Source organism: Pseudomonas fluorescens, assembly GCF_001648775.1.
Taxonomy (GTDB): domain Bacteria; phylum Pseudomonadota; class Gammaproteobacteria; order Pseudomonadales; family Pseudomonadaceae; genus Aquipseudomonas; species Aquipseudomonas fluorescens_M.
The window spans coordinates 171,277-188,613 of the sequence record NZ_LVEJ01000002.1; the positions used below are offsets into that span (position 1 = coordinate 171,277).

Consider the following 17,337-nt stretch of genomic DNA (forward strand, 5'->3'; position numbering starts at 1 on the left):
CCAATGAAAGACGAATATGACTTCTCCCAAGGCAAACGCGGCGCTGTGGCGCCCACCAAGGGCAAAACGCGCATCACTATAATGCTCGACGATGCCGTCATCGACGCCGCACGCACGGTGGCGGAAAACGAGGGATTTGGTTATCAGACGGTGATCAACAACACGCTGCGCCATGCCTTGCTCGATGCTGAAAAGCAGGATCAGGTCGACCCGCTGCATTTCGGCAAGGGCATTACCGCCGCCGACCTCAAGAGTATTGAGAAAAAATTGTCGGCAGCGGCCGGGGAAATTCGCCGGGTGCTGGAACCCGATGCCAAGCCTTAGGCTTTGGCCGGTAAGATCATTCGTTCGAGGGAATGCCGTGTATGCGGCACGTCCGGCAGGTGAATGTCGAATTCTCGCTCCAGCAGTTCGATCAATGCCGCCACCTCGGTGATTTCGCGCCGCTCGCTGCTTGCGCCCATGCGATGAAGAGCGAAACTGCCGTTGTTGAGCGTTTTGCGCCAGCCATCACCGGTACGCGCCGCCATCAGGCGTTGGGTAAACGGAGAGTCGGGATGGGCCGAGACGTACCAGTTGCCGATGGTGAAATCGATGTCTTCCTGACGCTGTAGATCAAACAGATACATCGATCGCCATTCGCCCGCGACGTTGGCCTGCAGCATGTAGCCATCGGCTTGTTTGTCGATGCGATAGGGTTCGTGCGGGGTAGTTTGTTCTGCCTCGGTATCGAGAAGCAGCGGCGCCGTCGGCACCATGCCACCGAAGCCGACGTCGGTGATGTAACGCACACCGTCCAGCGTGACCAGACTCAAGCGGTGCGTGCGCGCCGTCCAGCTACCTTCCGGCTGATTCATCACCACGCGACCGCTGATGGCGCGAGCGTCGAAGCCCAGCTCAAGCAGCAGGGTGAAGAACAAATTATTCAGTTCGTAGCAGTAACCACCGCGACCGCCGAGCAGGATTTTTTCTTCAATGGACGGTAAATCGATCAGCACCGGTGCGCCAGTAATCGTCGCCAGATTCTCGAAAGGAAATACTCCGGTGTGGCGCCATTGCAGCAGCCGCAAGTTTTCCAGCGTCGGCGCTGGCGGTGCATCAAAACCCAGACGTTGCAGGTACAGCTTCAGATTCGTCAGGCGTGGCTCACTCATTGCTCGATCCTTATGCATGGGGCCGCAGTTCACTGCGTTGATGGTCGCCATGTATACGGGATCGGGCACGGTTTTCGACAATTGATTTCGCCAATCGCCCGCTAGCGTTTTTTGCGTGAACCGATGCGTATCCACGTCGGCGCATGATCACTGGCGTGCGGTTCGTTGCGCACCCAGGCGTCGACCCCGGCTTCGTGCAAATACGGACTCAGCGCCGGGTTGAGCAGCAGATGATCGATGCGCAGGCCGGAATTGGTTTGCCAGTGCTGACGGAAGTAATCCCAAAACGTGTAGAGACGGTCCTCGGGATACAAATGCCGCAGCGAATCGGTCCAGCCCTGATCAAGCAAGCGTTGATAACAGGCGCGGCTCTGCGGTTGCAGCAACGCATCCTTGAGCCAGGAACGGGTGTTGTAGATGTCCATGTCGGTCGGCACGACGTTGTAATCACCGGCCAGCACCACCGGGTGATCACTGCTTTGCAGGTCTTTCGCGTAACTGATCAGCCGTTCGAACCAGGCCAGCTTGTAATCGAATTTGGGCCCCGGTTGCGGATTGCCGTTGGGCAGGTACAGGCAACCGACCAGCACGCCGTGCACCGCCGCTTCCAGATAACGGCTGTGCTTGTCATCAGGATCGCCGGGCAGTCCGCGGCGGCTCTCCAGCGGTTGCGCGTCGCGGGCGAGAATCGCCACGCCGTTCCACGAGGCCTGGCCTTGCCAGATCGCGCCGTAACCGGCGGCTTCCAGTTCGGCGGCGGGGAATGCCGTGTCGACCGATTTGAGTTCTTGCAGGCAGGCAATGTCCGGTTGCTCACGCTTGAGCCAATCCAGCAGATTCGGCAAACGCGCGCGTAAACCGTTGACGTTGTAGGTGGCAATCCGCAGGTTTTTCATCAACTGAGGCTCCTGCCCATGGGCTGTGAAAATTGTGACCGCGTGAACATCACGCCGGTTGCATCGGATCCACCCGGTGCGGCGTAATAGGCCCTCGCCATTCGCCCGCACCGCCGAGACCTGAATCCCATGCAAACCCCGCTGCAAGGTCAGCGCATCCTTCTGCGCCCGCTTCAGTATTCAGATGCCGCCGCCCTGCTCCACGCTGCCGCCGATGGCGAGTTGTGGAACCTCACCGTCACGGTCGTGCCTTCAGCAAGCACCGTCGACAGCTATCTGAAAAAAGCCCTCGACGGCCGTGACGCCGGCACGGTGATGCCGTTCGTCATTGTGCTGAAGGACAGCGGTGAAGTGATCGGCTCAACGCGTTTCTGGAAGATCGACCCGCTCAATCGCAAACTTGAGATCGGCAGCAGCTGGATTTCGGCGAGCTGGCAAAAATCCTTCGTCAACACCGAAGCCAAGTACCTGATGCTGCGCCACGCCTTCGAGGTGCTCGATTGCGTGCGCGTGCAGTTCACCACCGACGAGAACAATCAAAAGTCGCGCAACGCGATCCTGCGCCTTGGCGCGCAGCAGGAAGGCATTGTCCGGCATGAGCGGATCATGCCGGACGGGCGCAAGCGCAACTCGGTGCGGTTCAGCATCATCGACGACGAGTGGCCGCAGGTGCGCTTGCACCTGGAGCAGAAACTCGGCGCCTGACCCTTCAGGCGCGACTGCGCAGCCATTGCAGAAAGCCTTTTTTCGCCACCACCACCGGCGCTTCCTCGGTCAGCGACTGCGCCTTGTGCAAGCGGTAGTCGAGCAAGGCTTTCATTGCGTCGTTGATGTCGTGGCGCGCATCGAGGCACGGTTTCAGGTAAGTCTTTTCGATGCGGTAGAGGGCGCAGAAAGTCTTCGCGGCAAACGTCGCGGGTACAGACGAATCGGAAAGAATGCCCGCCTCGCCGATGACTTCACCCGGGCCCATGCGTCCGGACTCGAACGGCGAGCCATGGCGCGTCAACGTCACCGTGACCACACCTGATTCGATAATGAACAAGTGATCGCTGACCTCCCCCGCCTCAAGGATCGTCTCCCCGACCCGGAACGTCTGCAGACTCATGTTCTGACTGAAGGTGTCTTTCTCTTCCTGACGCAAAGTCGAGAAGATTGGCGAACTGTCGAGCAATGCCCGTGGCCGCGACAGGTTGGTCGGTGCAGCGCTTTCATCGCTCGACAGCAGATTGACCCCGGACGCCTGCAAGTGCCGGTACGCCAGGTCAAACAGTTGATTGCGCACCACGCGCTTCTCACCCATTGAAGCGACAAATCCGCTGATCTCGTATTCCGCACCACTGCTGCCGGAGCTTTTCAGCGCTACGCTCGGCGCCGGTGTGTCGAGCAGTTGCCGACAACCCTGCATCGCTCGCTCCAGTGCATCGATCACCGAATTGGGTCGCGCATGCGGGCTGACTTGCACACTGACCGCGACGCCAAACATATTGCTCGGCCGACTGAAGTTGATGATCTTCGCTTTGGCCGCCAACGAGTTCGGAATCACCGCCATGCTGCCCTGACTGGTCTGCAAACGCGTGGCGCGCCAGTCGATGTCGGTGACCCGACCTTCGGTGCCGTCGATGGAGATCCAGTCATCCAGTTGATAAGGCTTGGTGGTGTTGAGGACGATCCCGGAGAACACGTCGCTGAGCGTACTCTGCAAGGCCAGACCGACGATGATCGCCAAGGCCCCGGAGGTGGCCAGCACGCCTTTGACCGGCAGATCGAGCACATAGGCCAGCGCCGCAATGATCGCGATGAGGAAAATTACCGCGCCGAGCAAGTCCTGCAACAATCGCCCGGTGTGGCCGACCCGTTGCATCATCACCGCGCCGATCAACACCGTCAGGGTGCGCGCGCCGAACAGCCACCAGCCAATCTGCAACCCGGTCGCCGCCAGGTGCAGCGGCACGTTGTCGGCCCATGGCGCCGGTTCCATCGGGTTGAGGCCTTCGTTGAACAGCAGGACGCTGAACAAGGTGAAAATCAGCACCCGCACCAGCAGTTTCCACTCGCTGCCACGGGAGCTGATCAGACGCCACAGACCGAGATCGAGGAGGATCAGGATCAACGCGCAAAACAACGGGTGTTCGGTCAGCAGAGACAGCATCAAACAACTCCGACGAAGGCCAATCGCGAGAAGATCGCACAGATTGAGCAAGTGTAGGAGCAATTGATTTCAGCGGATGAACACGCCCGCAAAAACACCACAAAACCAAATGTGGGAGCGAGCCTGCTCGCGAATGCGGTCGATCAGTCAAAGGTGCATCGACTGACATGATGCCTTCGCGAGCAGGCTCGCTCCCACAGGGGACTGCGTGTGACCCAGGTTATTTATCGTTGGTCAGGCTGTTGTAGCTGGTGAACAGGTTGCGGTAGTCCGGGATGTGGTTGGAGAACAGCGTGCCCAGGCCTTCGATGTCGTTGCGCCAGTCGCGGTGCAACTCGCACGCCAGGCCAAACCAGGTCATCAATTGCGCGCCGGCAGTGGACATGCGGTTCCACGCCGATTCGCGAGTCAGCTCGTTGAACGTGCCTGAGGCATCGGTCACCACGAACACATCGAAGCCCTCTTCCAGCGCCGACAGTGCCGGGAACGCCACGCAAACTTCCGTCACCACACCCGCAATGATCAACTGCTTCTTGCCGGTCGCCTTGATCGCCCTGACGAAATCCTCGTTGTCCCAGGCGTTGATCTGCCCCGGACGGGCGATGTACGGCGCATCGGGAAACAGTGCCTTGAGTTCCGGCACCAGCGGGCCGTTGGGGCCGGTTTCGAAACTGGTGGTGAGGATCGTCGGCAGCTTGAAGTACTTGGCCAGATCGGCCAGCGCCAGCACGTTGTTCTTGAATTTGTCCGGATCGATGTCGCGCACCAGCGACAGCAGTCCGGCCTGGTGATCGACCAGCAGCACCGCAGCGTTGTTCTTGTCCAGACGTTTGTATTGAGTGGTCATAGCAGTAATCCTCGCGGGTGGTAGAGGCCGACGGGGTCGGCCTCAGGTGACTCGATCAGCGCTGGGAATCCAGCACTTCGTGTTCGTTCGCGACTTGCTGGGCCTTGAGGTAGCTCTCGATCAGCAATTGATAATGTGGCATGGCCTGGGCGTAAACGGCCGCCCACTGCTCGGCATCGGGACGGTTCCACGAGCCTTGCAGCTCGGAAAGCGTAGCCATGATGTCGATCGGCACCACCCCGGCCTGAGCCAAACGGGCCACTGTCAGATCAGTGGCCAGTTTCGAGTGATTACCGGACGCATCGACCACGGCAAATACCTTGTAGCCTTCGTGCACGGCGGCGATGGACGGGAACGCCAGGCAGACGCTGGTCAGGGTTCCGGCGATCACCAAGGTCTTCTTGCCGGTAGCTTTGACCGCTGCGTGAAATTCCGGATTGTCCCAGGCATTGATTTCGCCTTTGCGCGCCACGTATTGCGCATGCGGCGCTGCTTCGTGAATCTCCGGGATCAACGGCCCGTTCGGCCCTTGCGGCACGGAGGCGGTGGTGATCACCGGCATCTTCAACAGGGTCGCGGCTTTGGCCAGTGCGATGGCATTGGCGCGCAGTTGCGGCACGTCCATGTCCTTGACGATCTGGAACAGACCGCTCTGGTGGTCGATCAGCAGCATCGCTGCGTCGCTGGCATCGATGGTCGGTTTCTGGCCGTCGAAGTTCGCTGCATTGACAGTGTTCATGTGCGTTTCCTCTTTTCTATAGGCAACAGCCATCCCTGGCCTGCGAACCGGCCTACGCGTCCTGTGTAGAGCGGAGTGGTGGTGCGTTAAGCGTGCATCTGGCCGAAGCGGCCGGACTGGAAGTCGGCGAAGGCCTGGTGGATTTCCTGCTCGGTGTTCATCACGAACGGGCCGTGGCCGACGATCGGTTCGTCGATCGGCTCTCCGCTGAGCAGCAACACCACCGCGTCCTGGCTGGCTTCGAGCGTCATCTGATGGCCGTCACGTTCGAACAGCGCCAACTGCCCTTCGCGCACCGATTCCAGACCGTTGATCTGCACCGAGCCTTTCAACACCACCAGCGCGGTGTTGCGGCCTTCATGCAGATCGAGCGTCAGCAACTTGCCGGCGTTCAGGCGCAAGTCCCACACGTCGATCGGTGTGAAAGTGCGCGACGGGCCGGTATGGCCATCGAACTCACCGGCGATCAGGCGCAGGCTGCCGGCGTTGTCCTTGAGCGCGATGCTCGGGATGTCGCTGTCGAGAATGGTCTGGTAGCCCGGCGCGGCCATTTTGTCCTTGGCCGGCAGGTTGACCCACAGCTGGACCATCTCCAGTTTGCCGCCAGTCTTGGCGAAGTGTTCCGAGTGGAACTCCTCGTGAAGGATCCCGGAAGCGGCGGTCATCCATTGCACATCGCCCGGGCCGATGACGCCGCCACTGCCGGTCGAATCGCGGTGCTGCACTTCGCCTTCATAAACGATAGTCACGGTTTCGAAACCACGGTGCGGATGCTGACCAACGCCACGGCGTTCGGTGGTCGGGGTGAAATCGGCAGGGCCGGCGTGGTCAAGCAGCAGGAACGGGCTGATGTGTTTGCCCAGGTTGTCATAGGAAAACAGCGTGCGAACCGGGAAACCATCGCCGACCCAATGGCCGCGCGGGCTGGTGTAGATACCGATGATGTTTTTCATGGTTGTCTCCAAATTGGGTGAGTGATGCGATGGATCAAGCTTAAATCCATGACCATTAATGCACTAGACTGCAAAAATCAGCCTTAGCGTTCTATATGGAGAACGATGGTGGAAGACCTCAACACCCTCTACTACTTCACCCAAGTGGTCGAACATCAGGGTTTCGCCGCCGCCGGGCGCGCGCTGGACATGCCGAAATCAAAACTCAGCCGCCGCATTTCCGAACTGGAACAACGCCTTGGCGTGCGCTTGCTGCACCGCACCAGTCGCCATTGCTCGCTGACCGAAATTGGCCAGGCGTATTACCAGCGCTGCCTGGCCATGCGCGTCGAGGCCGAAAGCGCCGCCGAGCTGATCGAACGCAATCGTTCCGAGCCGCAAGGGCTGGTGCGCTTGAGTTGTCCGACAGCGCTGCTCAACTCCTGGGTCGGGCCGATGCTCACCCGCTACATGCTCAAATACCCGCTGGTGGAATTGTTCATCGAGAGCACCAATCGCCGCGTCGATCTGTTGCACGAAGGCTTCGACATCGCCCTGCGCGTGCGTTTTCCGCCGCTGGAGAACACCGACATGGTCATGAAGGTGCTGGGCAACAGCACGCAATCGGTGGTCGGCAGCCCGGTATTTGTCGAACGCCTGTCATCACCGCCCTCGCCCGCCGACCTCAACGGTTTGCCGAGCCTGCACTGGGGCGCGGCGCAGCGCGAATATCAGTGGGAACTGCTCGGGCCAAATGACAACACGGCACTGATTCGGCATTCGCCGAGGATGGTTACTGATGATTTGATTGCCCTGCGTCAGGCAGTAATCGCCGGAGTTGGCGTGGCGCATTTGCCGAGTGTGGTGGTGCGCGAGGACATTGCCGCGGGACGGGTGGTGGAGTTGATTCCGGGCTGGGCGCCGAAGTGCGGTGTGGTGCATGCGATCTTTCCGTCGCGACGCGGGTTGCTGCCGTCGGTGCGCACCTTGATTGATTTTCTCGGCGAGGAGTTTGCCCACAGCGACATTGCCTGAATCGGCAGTGCGCCCTTCGCGAGCAGGCTCGCTCCCACAGGAAACTGCATTCCAATGTGGGAGCGAGCCTGCTCGCGAAGAGGCCAGCCCAGACACAGAAAATCCAAAATTCTGATTCATGACTTCTGATCAACAGTGCTTTGCCCCAGCAGCGGTTTTTCTCACGGATGCACACGCGGATACTCGACCCCATTCCCACTGCACCCCCTGGAGTCTTACATGTCTGTTCCCGCTTTCGGCCTAGGTACTTTTCGCCTGCAAGGCCAGGTCGTCATCGATTCGGTGAGCACCGCCCTTGAACTCGGCTACCGCGTCATCGACACCGCACAAATCTACGAAAACGAAGCCGATGTCGGCCAGGCCATCGCCGCCAGCGGTATCCCGCGCGAAGAACTGTTCATCACCAGCAAGATCTGGATTGCCAACTTCGCCAAGGACCGTCTGATCGACAGTCTCAAGGAAAGCCTGCAGAAACTGCAGACCGACTACCTCGACCTGACATTGATCCACTGGCCATCGCCGGAAGACCAGGTACCGGTCGAAGAATTCATGGGCGCCTTGCTGGAAGCCAAGCGCCTGGGCCTGACCCGGCAGATCGGTGTGTCCAACTTCACCATCGACCTGATGCAACAGGCCATCGCGGCCGTCGGTGCCGAAAACATCGCGACCCACCAGATCGAACTGCACCCGTACCTGCAAAACCGCAAAGTCGTCGAGTTCGCCCAAAGCCAGGGCATCCACATCACCTCGTACATGACCCTCGCCTACGGTGAAGTGCTGAACGATCCGCTGATCCAGCAGATCGCCGTGCGCCTGCAAGCCACCCCGGCGCAAGTCACCCTGGCCTGGGCCATGCAGTCGGGCTACGCGGTGATTCCGTCGTCGACCAAGCGCGCCAACCTGCAGAGCAATCTCGGCGCCACTGCGCTGACGTTGAGCGAAGCCGACATGGCGCAGATCGCCACGCTCGATCGCGGCCATCGCCTGACCAGCCCGAAAGGCATCGCGCCGGTCTGGGATTGACGCTCAAGCCTGAAGGCGTTGCGCGAGGCCGTGCATGGCTTCGCGCAAGGTTTCGGTCGCGCTGCCCAGCGTGACGCTTTCGGCATCTGCGCATGCCCGCTCCAGCTCGTCGCAGGCCAAGACCACCCGCGCCGCGCCAACCATCTGCGCGGCGCCCTTGATGTGATGGGCGAGCTCACTCAGCCCGCCCGCATCCTGCGCCTGACTGAAGGCGTCGAGGCGTTGCAAATCGTGGTTCAGGCTGCTCAAGACTTCTTCGCGCAGACGCTCGATCAGCGCGTGATCACTGCCAGCCATTTGTTCCAACGCACTCAAGTCGAGCACGGCCAGGGCGATTTCATCGTCCTCGACGACAATCCCCTCACAAGGGCTGGCGCCACTCAAAGCCTGCGCCAGATCGTGCAGGCGAATCGGTTTGAACAGGCACTCGTCCATGCCGGCGGCAAGACAACGGACTTTCTCCTCGACCTGCGCATTGGCGGTAAACCCGAGAATCAGGCACGACGTGCGAGCACTCGCGGCTTCCTCATCACGAATGGCCCGGGCGAGTTCATAACCATTGCGCCGTGGCATGTTGCAGTCAGTAATGACCACATCGAACGGCTGCGCCCGCCAACGCTCGAGTGCCTCATGACCATCCTCGGTGTCGACCGTACGATGGCCGAGCTCGCTCAATTGCCAGCACAACAACAAACGGTTCACCGGGTGATCGTCCACCACCAGCACGCTCAGTGAACAAGTGGTCGCCGCCACTCTTTCGGAGGGTTTGGAAGGCTGCGCGAGTGCGACCAGCAATGGCAGTTCGAGACTGACCTCGACACGGGTGCCCTGGCCTGGCTCGCTGTCCAGACGCAAGGTGCCACCCATCATTTCGCACAAATTGCGACTGATCACCAGCCCCAGCCCGGAACCACTGCGCACCGATTGCGTGTTGTTGCGCGCCTGCACGAACGGACTGAACAGCCGCTGCCGATCCTGCGCGCTGATGCCGATACCGCTGTCCTCGATGACCACTTGCACCGCCAGTCGCTCGGGCGAGACTGCGCTCACTTTCAGCCGCAGACTCACTTCGCCCTCCTCCGTGAACTTGATCGCGTTGCTCAGCAGATTCGACAGCACTTGCTTGAAGCGCGTCGGATCGATCAGTACATCGACGTCGCTGCGCACGTCGACGTCGATGTGCCAGAGCAAGCGTTTCTGCCGGGCCAGCCCTTCGAACACGCGGCACACCGACACCACCAATTCACGCAGATTGGCGCGTTCAGGGGCGAGCGACAAATGCCCGGTTTCGATGCGGGCGATGTCGAGAATGTCGCCGATCAGGGCCAGCAGTTGTTGCCCGGCATTGGACGCCACCTGAATCGCCAAACGATCGGTGACACCTTCTTCGGCACGTTTCAGCGCCAGTTCGAGCATGCCGATCAACGCGTTCATCGGCGTGCGGATTTCGTGGCTCATGGTCGCCAGAAACGTGGTCTTGGCGCGGTTGGCATCGTCCGCCGCTTCCTTGGCTTCCTGCAATTGCTGCAGCCATTGCTGGCGCTGGCGGATCTGCCAGCGCTGGAAACCGATCCACGCCAGCGCCAGTACCAGCAAGCCTGCCGCACCGGCAAACCCCAGCACAATCGTGCGGCGATGCCGCAGCCAATAGCTGTCCTCCACCACCACATCGTGGCCCCAGCGCTCGACCAGATCGTCCATCTGTTGTGGGGCGATGCTCAGCAACGCCTTGTTCAGGATCGAATGCAGCGCTGGCGCCTGCGCCGTCGTCGCCAGTGCAATGCGCGCCGGCTGGTCGCCGACAGTGCCGAGGATGCGCAAACGCTCGCGGTATTGCCGGGCGATCAGAAAGCGCGCGACCAGTAACGAACTCACCGTAGCGTCGGCCTGCCCCTTGGCAATCAACGCCATGCCTTCGGCCGGACTTTTGACCTCGACCAGACGAATCCCCGGCACGCGCGCCAGCAGATATCCGCGCAACGGGTGTCCGCGATAAATCGCCAGGCGCTTGCCCTTCAGCTCGTCAAGCGTACGCGGGCTTTGCGCCGTTGCCGCGCTGACCAGCACGAAGGGGTTGTTCAGATAGGCCCGAGTGAATTGCAGCTCGGCTTCCCGCTCGCTGCTCGGCGTGACCACCGGCAACATATCCAGCTCACCGGCCTTCAGTTGCTCGATCTGGCGATCCAGCGAGCCGCCGCGCACGATCTCGAAATGCAACCCGCTGCGCTGGCTGATCAGGCTGAGCAGTTGCGCTGACAGGCCACTGAAACGACCGTCCGCATCAAAAAAAGTCAGTGGCGCGAAATCTTCGATAGCGCCGACCCGCACCGACGGGTGTTGCTCCAGCCATTGCTGTTCGGCGGCGCTGAGTTGCACCCGAGCCTGCTCGGCCATCTCCGCAGGCCCGGCGCTCCAGCGTTGTTCAATGCGGTAGCGATGCTCAAGCGGAATCGCCGCCAACGCCTTGTCGAAAATGCGCTTGAGGCGCACATCACTGCGCAACATTGCAAAGCCGAACGGATTGGCATCAAGCCCCGACGGCCCGGCCAGTTGCAGGTCGTTGCGATAATTGGTGTTGATCAAGTAGTTGGCGCTGATGAAGTCGCCCAGATAGACATCGTCGGCGCCGAACGCCACGGCACCGAGCGCGTCCATCGCCGAGGGATAGCGCTGCACCCGCGCCTGCGGATAAAACGCCTGCACACTCGCCAGCGGCAGATAGTCCTCGACCATGGCCAGACGTTTGCCAGCGAGGTCCATGGGCAACGTTTCGTCATGCCGGGTCACCAGCATCGGCTGATCTTCAGCGTAAGAGCGCGACAGCATGAAATCCGGGTCGGCTATTTCAAACTGATTGGATGTCCCCAACAGATCGAGATCGCCGCGCTTGAGGGCGGCCATCACTGCGTCCCGATTGGCATAGCGCCGCACCTCCATGGTGATGCCGAGCAGTTGCGCCAACAGATCCGCGTAATCTGCCGTGAGCCCTTCCAGTTCATGCTGATTGCGGGTGATTTCGAACGGCGGGTAATCGGGCCCGGAAATGCCCATGCGCAACACCGGATGCTGACGCAGCCATTGCCGCTCCTGCTCATCCAGTCGCACCTGCACGTTGTCCGGCCCGGCCCGCGTCAGCACCTGCAGTGGCTGCGGGAGTTCACTCGCCCGGCACACCAGCACAAGGCCCAACCACAACCCACAGACCAAGTACCCCAGCCTCATGTTCACAGGCTCAGATCAAGTGATTGCGCTTGGCGAAATCGCGCAAGTGCACCGCAGAACACACGCCGAGCTTTTTCATCAGGCGGGTTTTGTAAGTGCTGATGGTTTTGTGGCTCAGGTGCATGTCCTCGGCAATCGCCTTGTTGGATTTGCCCTGCCCCAACTGCTCGAAAATACTCAGTTCGCGATCGGAGAGCTGATCGATCATCTGTTTTTCCGTGATCTGCACGGTGGTCAGTACGCTGACATGCTCCGGCAGCGCGGAAAAATAGGTGTAGCCAGCCATCACCGCCTGAATGGCCTTGTGCAGTTGTTGCAACTGATTGGTTTTGGTTACGTAGGCCATGGCCCCCGCGCGCAGGCAGCGCTCTTGATAGAACAGCGGGTCGTGCGAACTGAAGACCAGCACCCGACAACCAAGATCGTTAGCCTTGATCCGTACCAGCACCTCCAGCCCGTCGAGTGCCGGCAAGCGCAGATCGAGAATCACCAGGTGGGGTTTTTTCTCACGAATCAGCGCCAGGACCTCATTGCCACTGGACACCTCGTAGATGATCTTGAAACCTTCGGCTTGCAGCACGATGCGGATGGCGGCGCGCACCACCGGATGATCATCGACGATCAGCGCTGACTTCATGACCACTCCCTGTACAAAAGACATGATGCCGCCACCGGTGTTGGCTGATCCTGACGCAATGGCTGCGCAGAGAATGTCGCACGGAACGGGAGATGAATCACCTGTCAGACCTGACAGTTGCGACAAGCACTTTTCTATGCATTGGCCCGGCGTTGCGGGCGCAGATTCTGCAACGCTGCGGGGCCCTCGGCCAGCGCCATCAAGTGCCTGATCAACTGAACGCCAGGTAAGGCGGCGTGATGGATGTGCACATGTTCCCCGGCGAATCCGCAAACGGCGTGCACAGGTGCCGAAGGCTCGTTGTAGATCAAGGCCTGACGAACCTGTGGGTTATCGACAAAGAAATCCGCCAGATCCAGTGCGCCTGCGGACAGTGCAGCGTTGATGACCACCACATCGAACGGCTCGCAACCGTAGTCCACCAGGGTCAACAACTCCACAAGGTTCTGCACCGGCGCGACGCGGTAGTAATCAAGGCTGTTGAACAGACGCTCGATTTTCATCCGGTGAAAATGCTGCGGGTCGGCGATCAGGATACGCAGGGTTTTGTTGGTCATGGGCAAGCTACCGCTGTCAGGTGTCTGAGTGCGGCAAGACTACGCAAGCCTCGCGGAGGGTTCTGTAGGACTTTTCCTAAAAAAACGTTCATTCATCGCTGAGTGATCGAGAACTGCAGCGCAGCCTGGACCTATCACTCAGTGGTGCTCGGGCTCCAGAACGCCTGCACCACCAGCGCTGAGGTCGAGATCCGCGCGATCAGTGCGTCCAGTTCATCACCATCGACCGACGTCGTCGCCAGCGTCGCTTCGATTTCGATTTCATCGGCGCCGAAGGCATGCACGTCGACATCGCTGGCCGGGTAGTTGCTGCGCTCAAGTTCGGCTTCAAGCAAGGCGAACACGGCTTTTTGCTGTGAGCGCCGAGCGATGACGTAGACGATGTTGGTGACTTCCGCCGAGACCACGTCCAGTGGCTGACGGTTGATGTTATTGACGATCGGCCGCAGCAAGGTGTTGGCGGCAAGAATGAACAGCGTACCGAGTACAGCTTCGGCGAGCAGGTCGGCGCCGGCACAGGCACCGACTGCGGCGGACGTCCACAGCGTCGCGGCGGTGTTGAGGCCGCGCACATTGCCTTCTTCGCGCATGATCACCCCGGCACCGAGAAAACCGATGCCGGACACCACGTAGGCGACCACCCGCACCGCGCCTTCTGCGCCGGCGAGGCGGTTGGCCATGTCGACGAAAATCGCGGCGCCGACGGCGACCAGCACGTTGGTGCGCAGGCCAGCGGTGCGTTGCCGGTATTGGCGCTCGAAGCCGATCAGGCCGCCGAGGATGAACGCGGCGCTGAGGCTGACGAGGGTGTCGAGCAGCGAATCGAGGTTGAGGTTGTTGATGGCTTGCATGTGTAAATCTCTCTTGAGAACGCATCAACTCCTTGTGGGAGCGAGCTTGCTCGCGAAAGCGGTGTGTCAGCTAACAGATGTTTCACTGACAGGACGCCTTCGCGAGCAAGCTCGCTCCCACAGGGGAAAATGTTGTGTTGCTGTTATTGCCAGCCGAACCGGCGGATGTAGAAGCCTTTCACCGCTTGAGTCAGCGCCATGTACGCCAGCAGAATCACCGGCAGGAACACGAAGTACAGCGATGGCAGCGCCTGCAATTTGAAGTAGTGCGCCAGCGGCCCCATCGGCAGGAAGATGCCGACCGCCATGATGATCCCGGTCATCACCAGCAGCGGCATGGCTGCACGGCTTTGCAGGAACGGAATCTTCGGCGTGCGGATCATGTGCACGATCAGCGTCTGGGTCAGCAACCCGACCACGAACCAGCCGGACTGGAACAGGGTCTGGTGATCCGGGGTGTTGGCATCGAATACGTACCACATCAAGGCGAACGTGGTGATGTCAAAGATCGAACTGATCGGGCCAAAGAACAGCATGAAGCGCCCGACGTCGCCTGGCTGCCAGCGTTGTGGTTTTTTCAGCATGTCCTCGTCGACGTTATCGAACGGAATCGCAATCTGCGAAATGTCGTAGAGCAGGTTCTGCACCAGCAGGTGCATCGGCAGCATCGGCAGGAACGGAATAAACGCACTGGCGACCAGCACCGAGAACACGTTGCCGAAGTTGGAACTGGCGGTCATCTTGATGTACTTGAGCATGTTGGCGAAGGTACGCCGCCCTTCGAGTACGCCCTCCTCCAGCACCATCAGGCTCTTTTCGAGGAGGATGATGTCGGCCGCTTCCTTGGCGATGTCCACTGCGCTGTCCACGGAAATACCGATGTCAGCAGTGCGCAACGCTGGTGCATCGTTGATGCCGTCGCCCATGAACCCGACGACGTGGCCATTGCCTTTGAGGATGCGCACGATGCGCTCCTTGTGCGATGGCGTCAGTTTGGCGAAGACATTGGTGGTCTCTACGGCCACGGCCAGTTCGGCATCGCTCATGCGTTCAACGTCATTGCCCAGCAGCAGGCCTTGTTGCGCGAGGCCGACTTCACGGCAGATCTTCGCGGTCACCAACTCGTTATCGCCAGTCAGCACTTTCACGGCCACGCCATGTTCGGCCAATGCCTTCAGCGCGGGCGCCGTGCTCTCCTTCGGTGGATCGAGGAACGCCACGTAACCGATCAGCGTCAGTTCCTGTTCATCGGCCAAGCTATAAACTTCTCGACCTTCGGGCATCGAGCGTGCGGCAACCGCCACCACGCGCAAGCCTTCAGCGTTGAATGCTGCAGTGACCTGACGAATCTTGGTCAGCAATTCATCGCTCAAGGCTTCATCGACCTCGCCATGACGCACGCGGCTGCACACCGCCAACACTTCTTCCACCGCACCTTTGCAGATCAACTGATGCGGCTGGCCACGCCCTTCTACAACCACCGACATGCGCCGACGATTGAAGTCGAACGGGATCTCGTCGACCTTGCGAAACGCCGTGCCGACTTTCAGTTCACGGTGGATTTCCACGTGTTCCAGTACCGCGACATCCAGCAGGTTTTTCAGGCCGGTCTGGTAGTAGCTGTTCAGATAGGCCATTTCCAGCACGTCATCGGAATCTGCGCCCCAGACGTCAACATTGCGTGCGAGGAAGATCTTGTCCTGGGTCAGCGTGCCGGTCTTGTCGGTGCACAGCACGTCCATGGCACCGAAGTTCTGAATTGCATCGAGGCGTTTGACGATGACTTTTTTCCGTGACAGAAACACCGCGCCTTTGGCCAAAGTCGAAGTGACGATCATCGGCAGCATTTCCGGGGTCAGGCCGACGGCAATCGACAGCGCAAACAGCAGTGCTTCAGTCCAGTCACCCTTGGTGAAACCGTTGATGAACAGCACCAGCGGTGCCATGACGAACATGAAGCGGATCAACAGCCAGCTGACTTTGTTGACGCCTTGCTGGAACGAGGTCACCGCCCGATCAGTGGCGCCAGCACGTTGCGCCAACGCGCCGAAATAAGTGCTGTTGCCGGTGGTCAGAATCACCGCCGCCGCTGTTCCCGACACCACGTTGGTGCCCATGAACAGGATGTTTTCCAGCTCCAGCGGATTGCGCGTGTCGCGATCAGCCTGACGCGGGAATTTTTCCACCGGCATCGATTCGCCGGTCATCGCTGCCTGGCTGACGAACAAATCTTTCGCGCTGAGCACGCGGCAATCAGCAGGAATCATGTCACCGGCCGAGAGCACGATCAGGTCGCCCGGCACCAATTGCTTGATCGGCAATTCACTGCGTGGCGCGTCGCGGCGCATCACCGTGGCGGTGTTGCTGACCATGGCTTTCAGCGCATCGGCGGCCTGGTTGGATTTGCTTTCCTGCCAGAAGCGCAGCAGCGTCGACAGCACCACCATGGAGAAAATCACCACGGCCGCCTTGAGATCTTCGGTCAGCCACGAGATCACCGCCAACAGGGTCAGCAGCAGGTTGAACGGGTTTTTGTAGCAGTGCCACAGGTGAGTCCACCAAGGCAGCGGCTGCTCGTGTTCGACTTCGTTGAGGCCGTATTGCGCACGCAGCGCATCGACTTCGAAATCGGTCAGGCCATCGGAATGCGTGCCGAGTGACGACAGCAGTACGCCGCTGTCGCAATGCGCGGCATCGACCAGGGTGTTGGCCAGAGTGGGTGGGACTTCACGGCTGACCGTGGTGTCGTTGATCGATTCCAGCAGCGCCAGGCGACGGAAGTGCCGGGCGATGTGGCGAGTGCGCAGAAAACCTGCGAAAAATTCCTTAAGCGTAAGTTTCATGGCTGTTGCCCCTATGGTCAGCCGGGAAACCGTCAAGCAGGTACGGCCGCGCCTCGTCCGCCGGAAAAACCGGCACGGCAAGGCTTGGCGCGCCGGTCAGAAAAGACAGGCGTGTCGATAGGGCTGCGATGACGACAGTGAAGTCGCAATCACGCTCTGTTCAGCGTCGATGAGAAGGAACGTCCAGACATGGCCCAGGACGGGTCATGCACGGGATGCCGCTGCTCGCTTTTACGGCGAGACAACGGCAGAGAAAGGCTGCGCGTTATCTTGCCGAGAATCTGCCGGTTACCGAGACCGGCCGACAACTGTCACTCGAACAAGTACCCACTGTGGGTCTCCGCTATTGATGAAAACGCGCGAAGCTTACGCCCCGATGTCTGGAGAGTAAACCGGCAAAAGGAAGTGTGTCGGGGAATGTGGGGGATGTTCAGGAAGGGTTCAGGATT

Annotated in this window: 15 protein-coding genes; 4 read left to right on the forward strand and 11 right to left on the reverse strand. The window is 60.1% G+C overall.

Going from position 1 to position 17,337, the window contains the following annotated elements; all coding sequences use genetic code 11:
- Window positions 1-3: 3 nt before the first annotated feature.
- Window positions 4-324 (forward strand): BrnA antitoxin family protein, encoded by a 321-nt coding sequence (locus A8O26_RS03805; RefSeq protein WP_064116833.1) that lies wholly within the window; start codon window positions 4-6, stop codon window positions 322-324.
- Here the strand turns inward: A8O26_RS03805 and A8O26_RS03810 are convergent.
- Both A8O26_RS03810 and xth read right to left on the reverse strand, forming a co-directional pair.
- Window positions 321-1,154 (reverse strand): arylamine N-acetyltransferase family protein, encoded by an 834-nt coding sequence (locus A8O26_RS03810; protein WP_064116834.1) that lies wholly within the window; start codon window positions 1,152-1,154, stop codon window positions 321-323. The two genes, A8O26_RS03805 and A8O26_RS03810, sit on opposite strands and share 4 nt — an antisense overlap.
- Window positions 1,155-1,255: 101 nt before the next feature.
- The gene (gene xth, locus A8O26_RS03815) at window positions 1,256-2,050 is read right to left on the reverse strand and encodes an exodeoxyribonuclease III (protein WP_064116835.1); all 795 of its coding nucleotides are present in this window, start codon (window positions 2,048-2,050) and stop codon (window positions 1,256-1,258) included.
- A 129-nt stretch (window positions 2,051-2,179) separates the two neighbouring features.
- Between xth and A8O26_RS03820 the strand changes: the two genes are divergently transcribed.
- Window positions 2,180-2,755 carry a GNAT family N-acetyltransferase gene (locus A8O26_RS03820; RefSeq protein ID WP_064116836.1) on the forward strand — a complete coding sequence of 192 codons (576 nt, stop codon included), beginning with the start codon at window positions 2,180-2,182 and terminating at the stop codon, window positions 2,753-2,755.
- 4 nt (window positions 2,756-2,759) lie between these two features.
- On the opposite strand, the gene A8O26_RS03825 is transcribed toward A8O26_RS03820, so the two are convergent.
- The 4 genes from A8O26_RS03825 to A8O26_RS03840 form a co-directional block, all read right to left on the reverse strand.
- Complete coding sequence (locus tag A8O26_RS03825) at window positions 2,760-4,202, reverse strand: mechanosensitive ion channel domain-containing protein (RefSeq protein ID WP_064116837.1); 1,443 nt, start codon at window positions 4,200-4,202, stop codon at window positions 2,760-2,762.
- 220 nt (window positions 4,203-4,422) lie between these two features.
- Window positions 4,423-5,049, reverse strand: a complete 627-nt coding sequence (gene ycaC / locus A8O26_RS03830) for an isochorismate family cysteine hydrolase YcaC (protein ID WP_064116838.1) — start codon at window positions 5,047-5,049, stop codon at window positions 4,423-4,425.
- Between the two features lie 55 nt (window positions 5,050-5,104).
- Entirely contained in the window at window positions 5,105-5,788 is a 684-nt protein-coding gene (locus A8O26_RS03835) for an isochorismatase family protein (RefSeq protein WP_064116839.1), read from the reverse strand.
- 86 nt (window positions 5,789-5,874) lie between these two features.
- Window positions 5,875-6,741: a pirin family protein gene (locus tag A8O26_RS03840; protein WP_064116840.1), complete on the reverse strand. Its 867-nt coding sequence runs from the start codon at window positions 6,739-6,741 to the stop codon at window positions 5,875-5,877.
- A 105-nt stretch (window positions 6,742-6,846) separates the two neighbouring features.
- On the opposite strand from A8O26_RS03840, the gene A8O26_RS03845 reads away from it, so the two are divergent.
- Both A8O26_RS03845 and dkgB read left to right on the forward strand, forming a co-directional pair.
- A complete protein-coding gene (locus tag A8O26_RS03845; RefSeq protein WP_064116841.1) occupies window positions 6,847-7,755 on the forward strand; it encodes a LysR substrate-binding domain-containing protein in 909 nt (302 codons plus the stop codon).
- A gap of 219 nt (window positions 7,756-7,974) precedes the next feature.
- The gene (dkgB, locus tag A8O26_RS03850) at window positions 7,975-8,778 is read left to right on the forward strand and encodes a 2,5-didehydrogluconate reductase DkgB (protein WP_064116842.1); all 804 of its coding nucleotides are present in this window, start codon (window positions 7,975-7,977) and stop codon (window positions 8,776-8,778) included.
- Between the two features lie 3 nt (window positions 8,779-8,781).
- Here the strand turns inward: dkgB and A8O26_RS03855 are convergent, their stop codons facing one another.
- The 5 genes from A8O26_RS03855 to mgtA all read right to left on the reverse strand — a co-directional run bounded on the left by A8O26_RS03855 (window position 8,782) and on the right by mgtA (window position 16,888).
- Window positions 8,782-12,000 (reverse strand): transporter substrate-binding domain-containing protein, encoded by a 3,219-nt coding sequence (locus A8O26_RS03855; protein ID WP_064116843.1) that lies wholly within the window; start codon window positions 11,998-12,000, stop codon window positions 8,782-8,784.
- 10 nt (window positions 12,001-12,010) lie between these two features.
- Window positions 12,011-12,637, reverse strand: coding sequence for a response regulator transcription factor (locus A8O26_RS03860; RefSeq protein WP_064116844.1), 627 nt, complete (start codon window positions 12,635-12,637; stop codon window positions 12,011-12,013).
- A 134-nt stretch (window positions 12,638-12,771) separates the two neighbouring features.
- Complete coding sequence (locus tag A8O26_RS03865; RefSeq protein WP_064116845.1) at window positions 12,772-13,194, reverse strand: hypothetical protein; 423 nt, start codon at window positions 13,192-13,194, stop codon at window positions 12,772-12,774.
- A gap of 134 nt (window positions 13,195-13,328) precedes the next feature.
- Window positions 13,329-14,045, reverse strand: a complete 717-nt coding sequence (locus A8O26_RS03870; protein WP_064116846.1) for an MgtC/SapB family protein — start codon at window positions 14,043-14,045, stop codon at window positions 13,329-13,331.
- A 143-nt stretch (window positions 14,046-14,188) separates the two neighbouring features.
- Window positions 14,189-16,888 carry a magnesium-translocating P-type ATPase gene (mgtA, locus tag A8O26_RS03875; RefSeq protein WP_064116847.1) on the reverse strand — a complete coding sequence of 900 codons (2,700 nt, stop codon included), beginning with the start codon at window positions 16,886-16,888 and terminating at the stop codon, window positions 14,189-14,191.
- Window positions 16,889-17,337: the final 449 nt, after the last annotated feature.

Coding starts and splice junctions, on each gene's coding strand:
- A8O26_RS03835 (WP_064116839.1), bottom strand. CDS start 5,788: ATGAACACTGTCAATGCAGCGAACTTCGACGGCCAGAAACCGACCATC.
- A8O26_RS03865 (WP_064116845.1), bottom strand. CDS start 13,194: ATGACCAACAAAACCCTGCGTATCCTGATCGCCGACCCGCAGCATTTT.
- A8O26_RS03840 (WP_064116840.1), bottom strand. CDS start 6,741: ATGAAAAACATCATCGGTATCTACACCAGCCCGCGCGGCCATTGGGTC.
- mgtA (WP_064116847.1), bottom strand. CDS start 16,888: ATGAAACTTACGCTTAAGGAATTTTTCGCAGGTTTTCTGCGCACTCGC.
- xth (WP_064116835.1), bottom strand. CDS start 2,050: ATGAAAAACCTGCGGATTGCCACCTACAACGTCAACGGTTTACGCGCG.
- A8O26_RS03810 (WP_064116834.1), bottom strand. CDS start 1,154: ATGAGTGAGCCACGCCTGACGAATCTGAAGCTGTACCTGCAACGTCTG.
- dkgB (WP_064116842.1), top strand. CDS start 7,975: ATGTCTGTTCCCGCTTTCGGCCTAGGTACTTTTCGCCTGCAAGGCCAG.
- A8O26_RS03805 (WP_064116833.1), top strand. CDS start 4: ATGAAAGACGAATATGACTTCTCCCAAGGCAAACGCGGCGCTGTGGCG.
- A8O26_RS03820 (WP_064116836.1), top strand. CDS start 2,180: ATGCAAACCCCGCTGCAAGGTCAGCGCATCCTTCTGCGCCCGCTTCAG.
- A8O26_RS03855 (WP_064116843.1), bottom strand. CDS start 12,000: ATGAGGCTGGGGTACTTGGTCTGTGGGTTGTGGTTGGGCCTTGTGCTG.
- A8O26_RS03870 (WP_064116846.1), bottom strand. CDS start 14,045: ATGCAAGCCATCAACAACCTCAACCTCGATTCGCTGCTCGACACCCTC.
- A8O26_RS03860 (WP_064116844.1), bottom strand. CDS start 12,637: ATGAAGTCAGCGCTGATCGTCGATGATCATCCGGTGGTGCGCGCCGCC.
- ycaC (WP_064116838.1), bottom strand. CDS start 5,049: ATGACCACTCAATACAAACGTCTGGACAAGAACAACGCTGCGGTGCTG.
- A8O26_RS03825 (WP_064116837.1), bottom strand. CDS start 4,202: ATGCTGTCTCTGCTGACCGAACACCCGTTGTTTTGCGCGTTGATCCTG.
- A8O26_RS03845 (WP_064116841.1), top strand. CDS start 6,847: ATGGTGGAAGACCTCAACACCCTCTACTACTTCACCCAAGTGGTCGAA.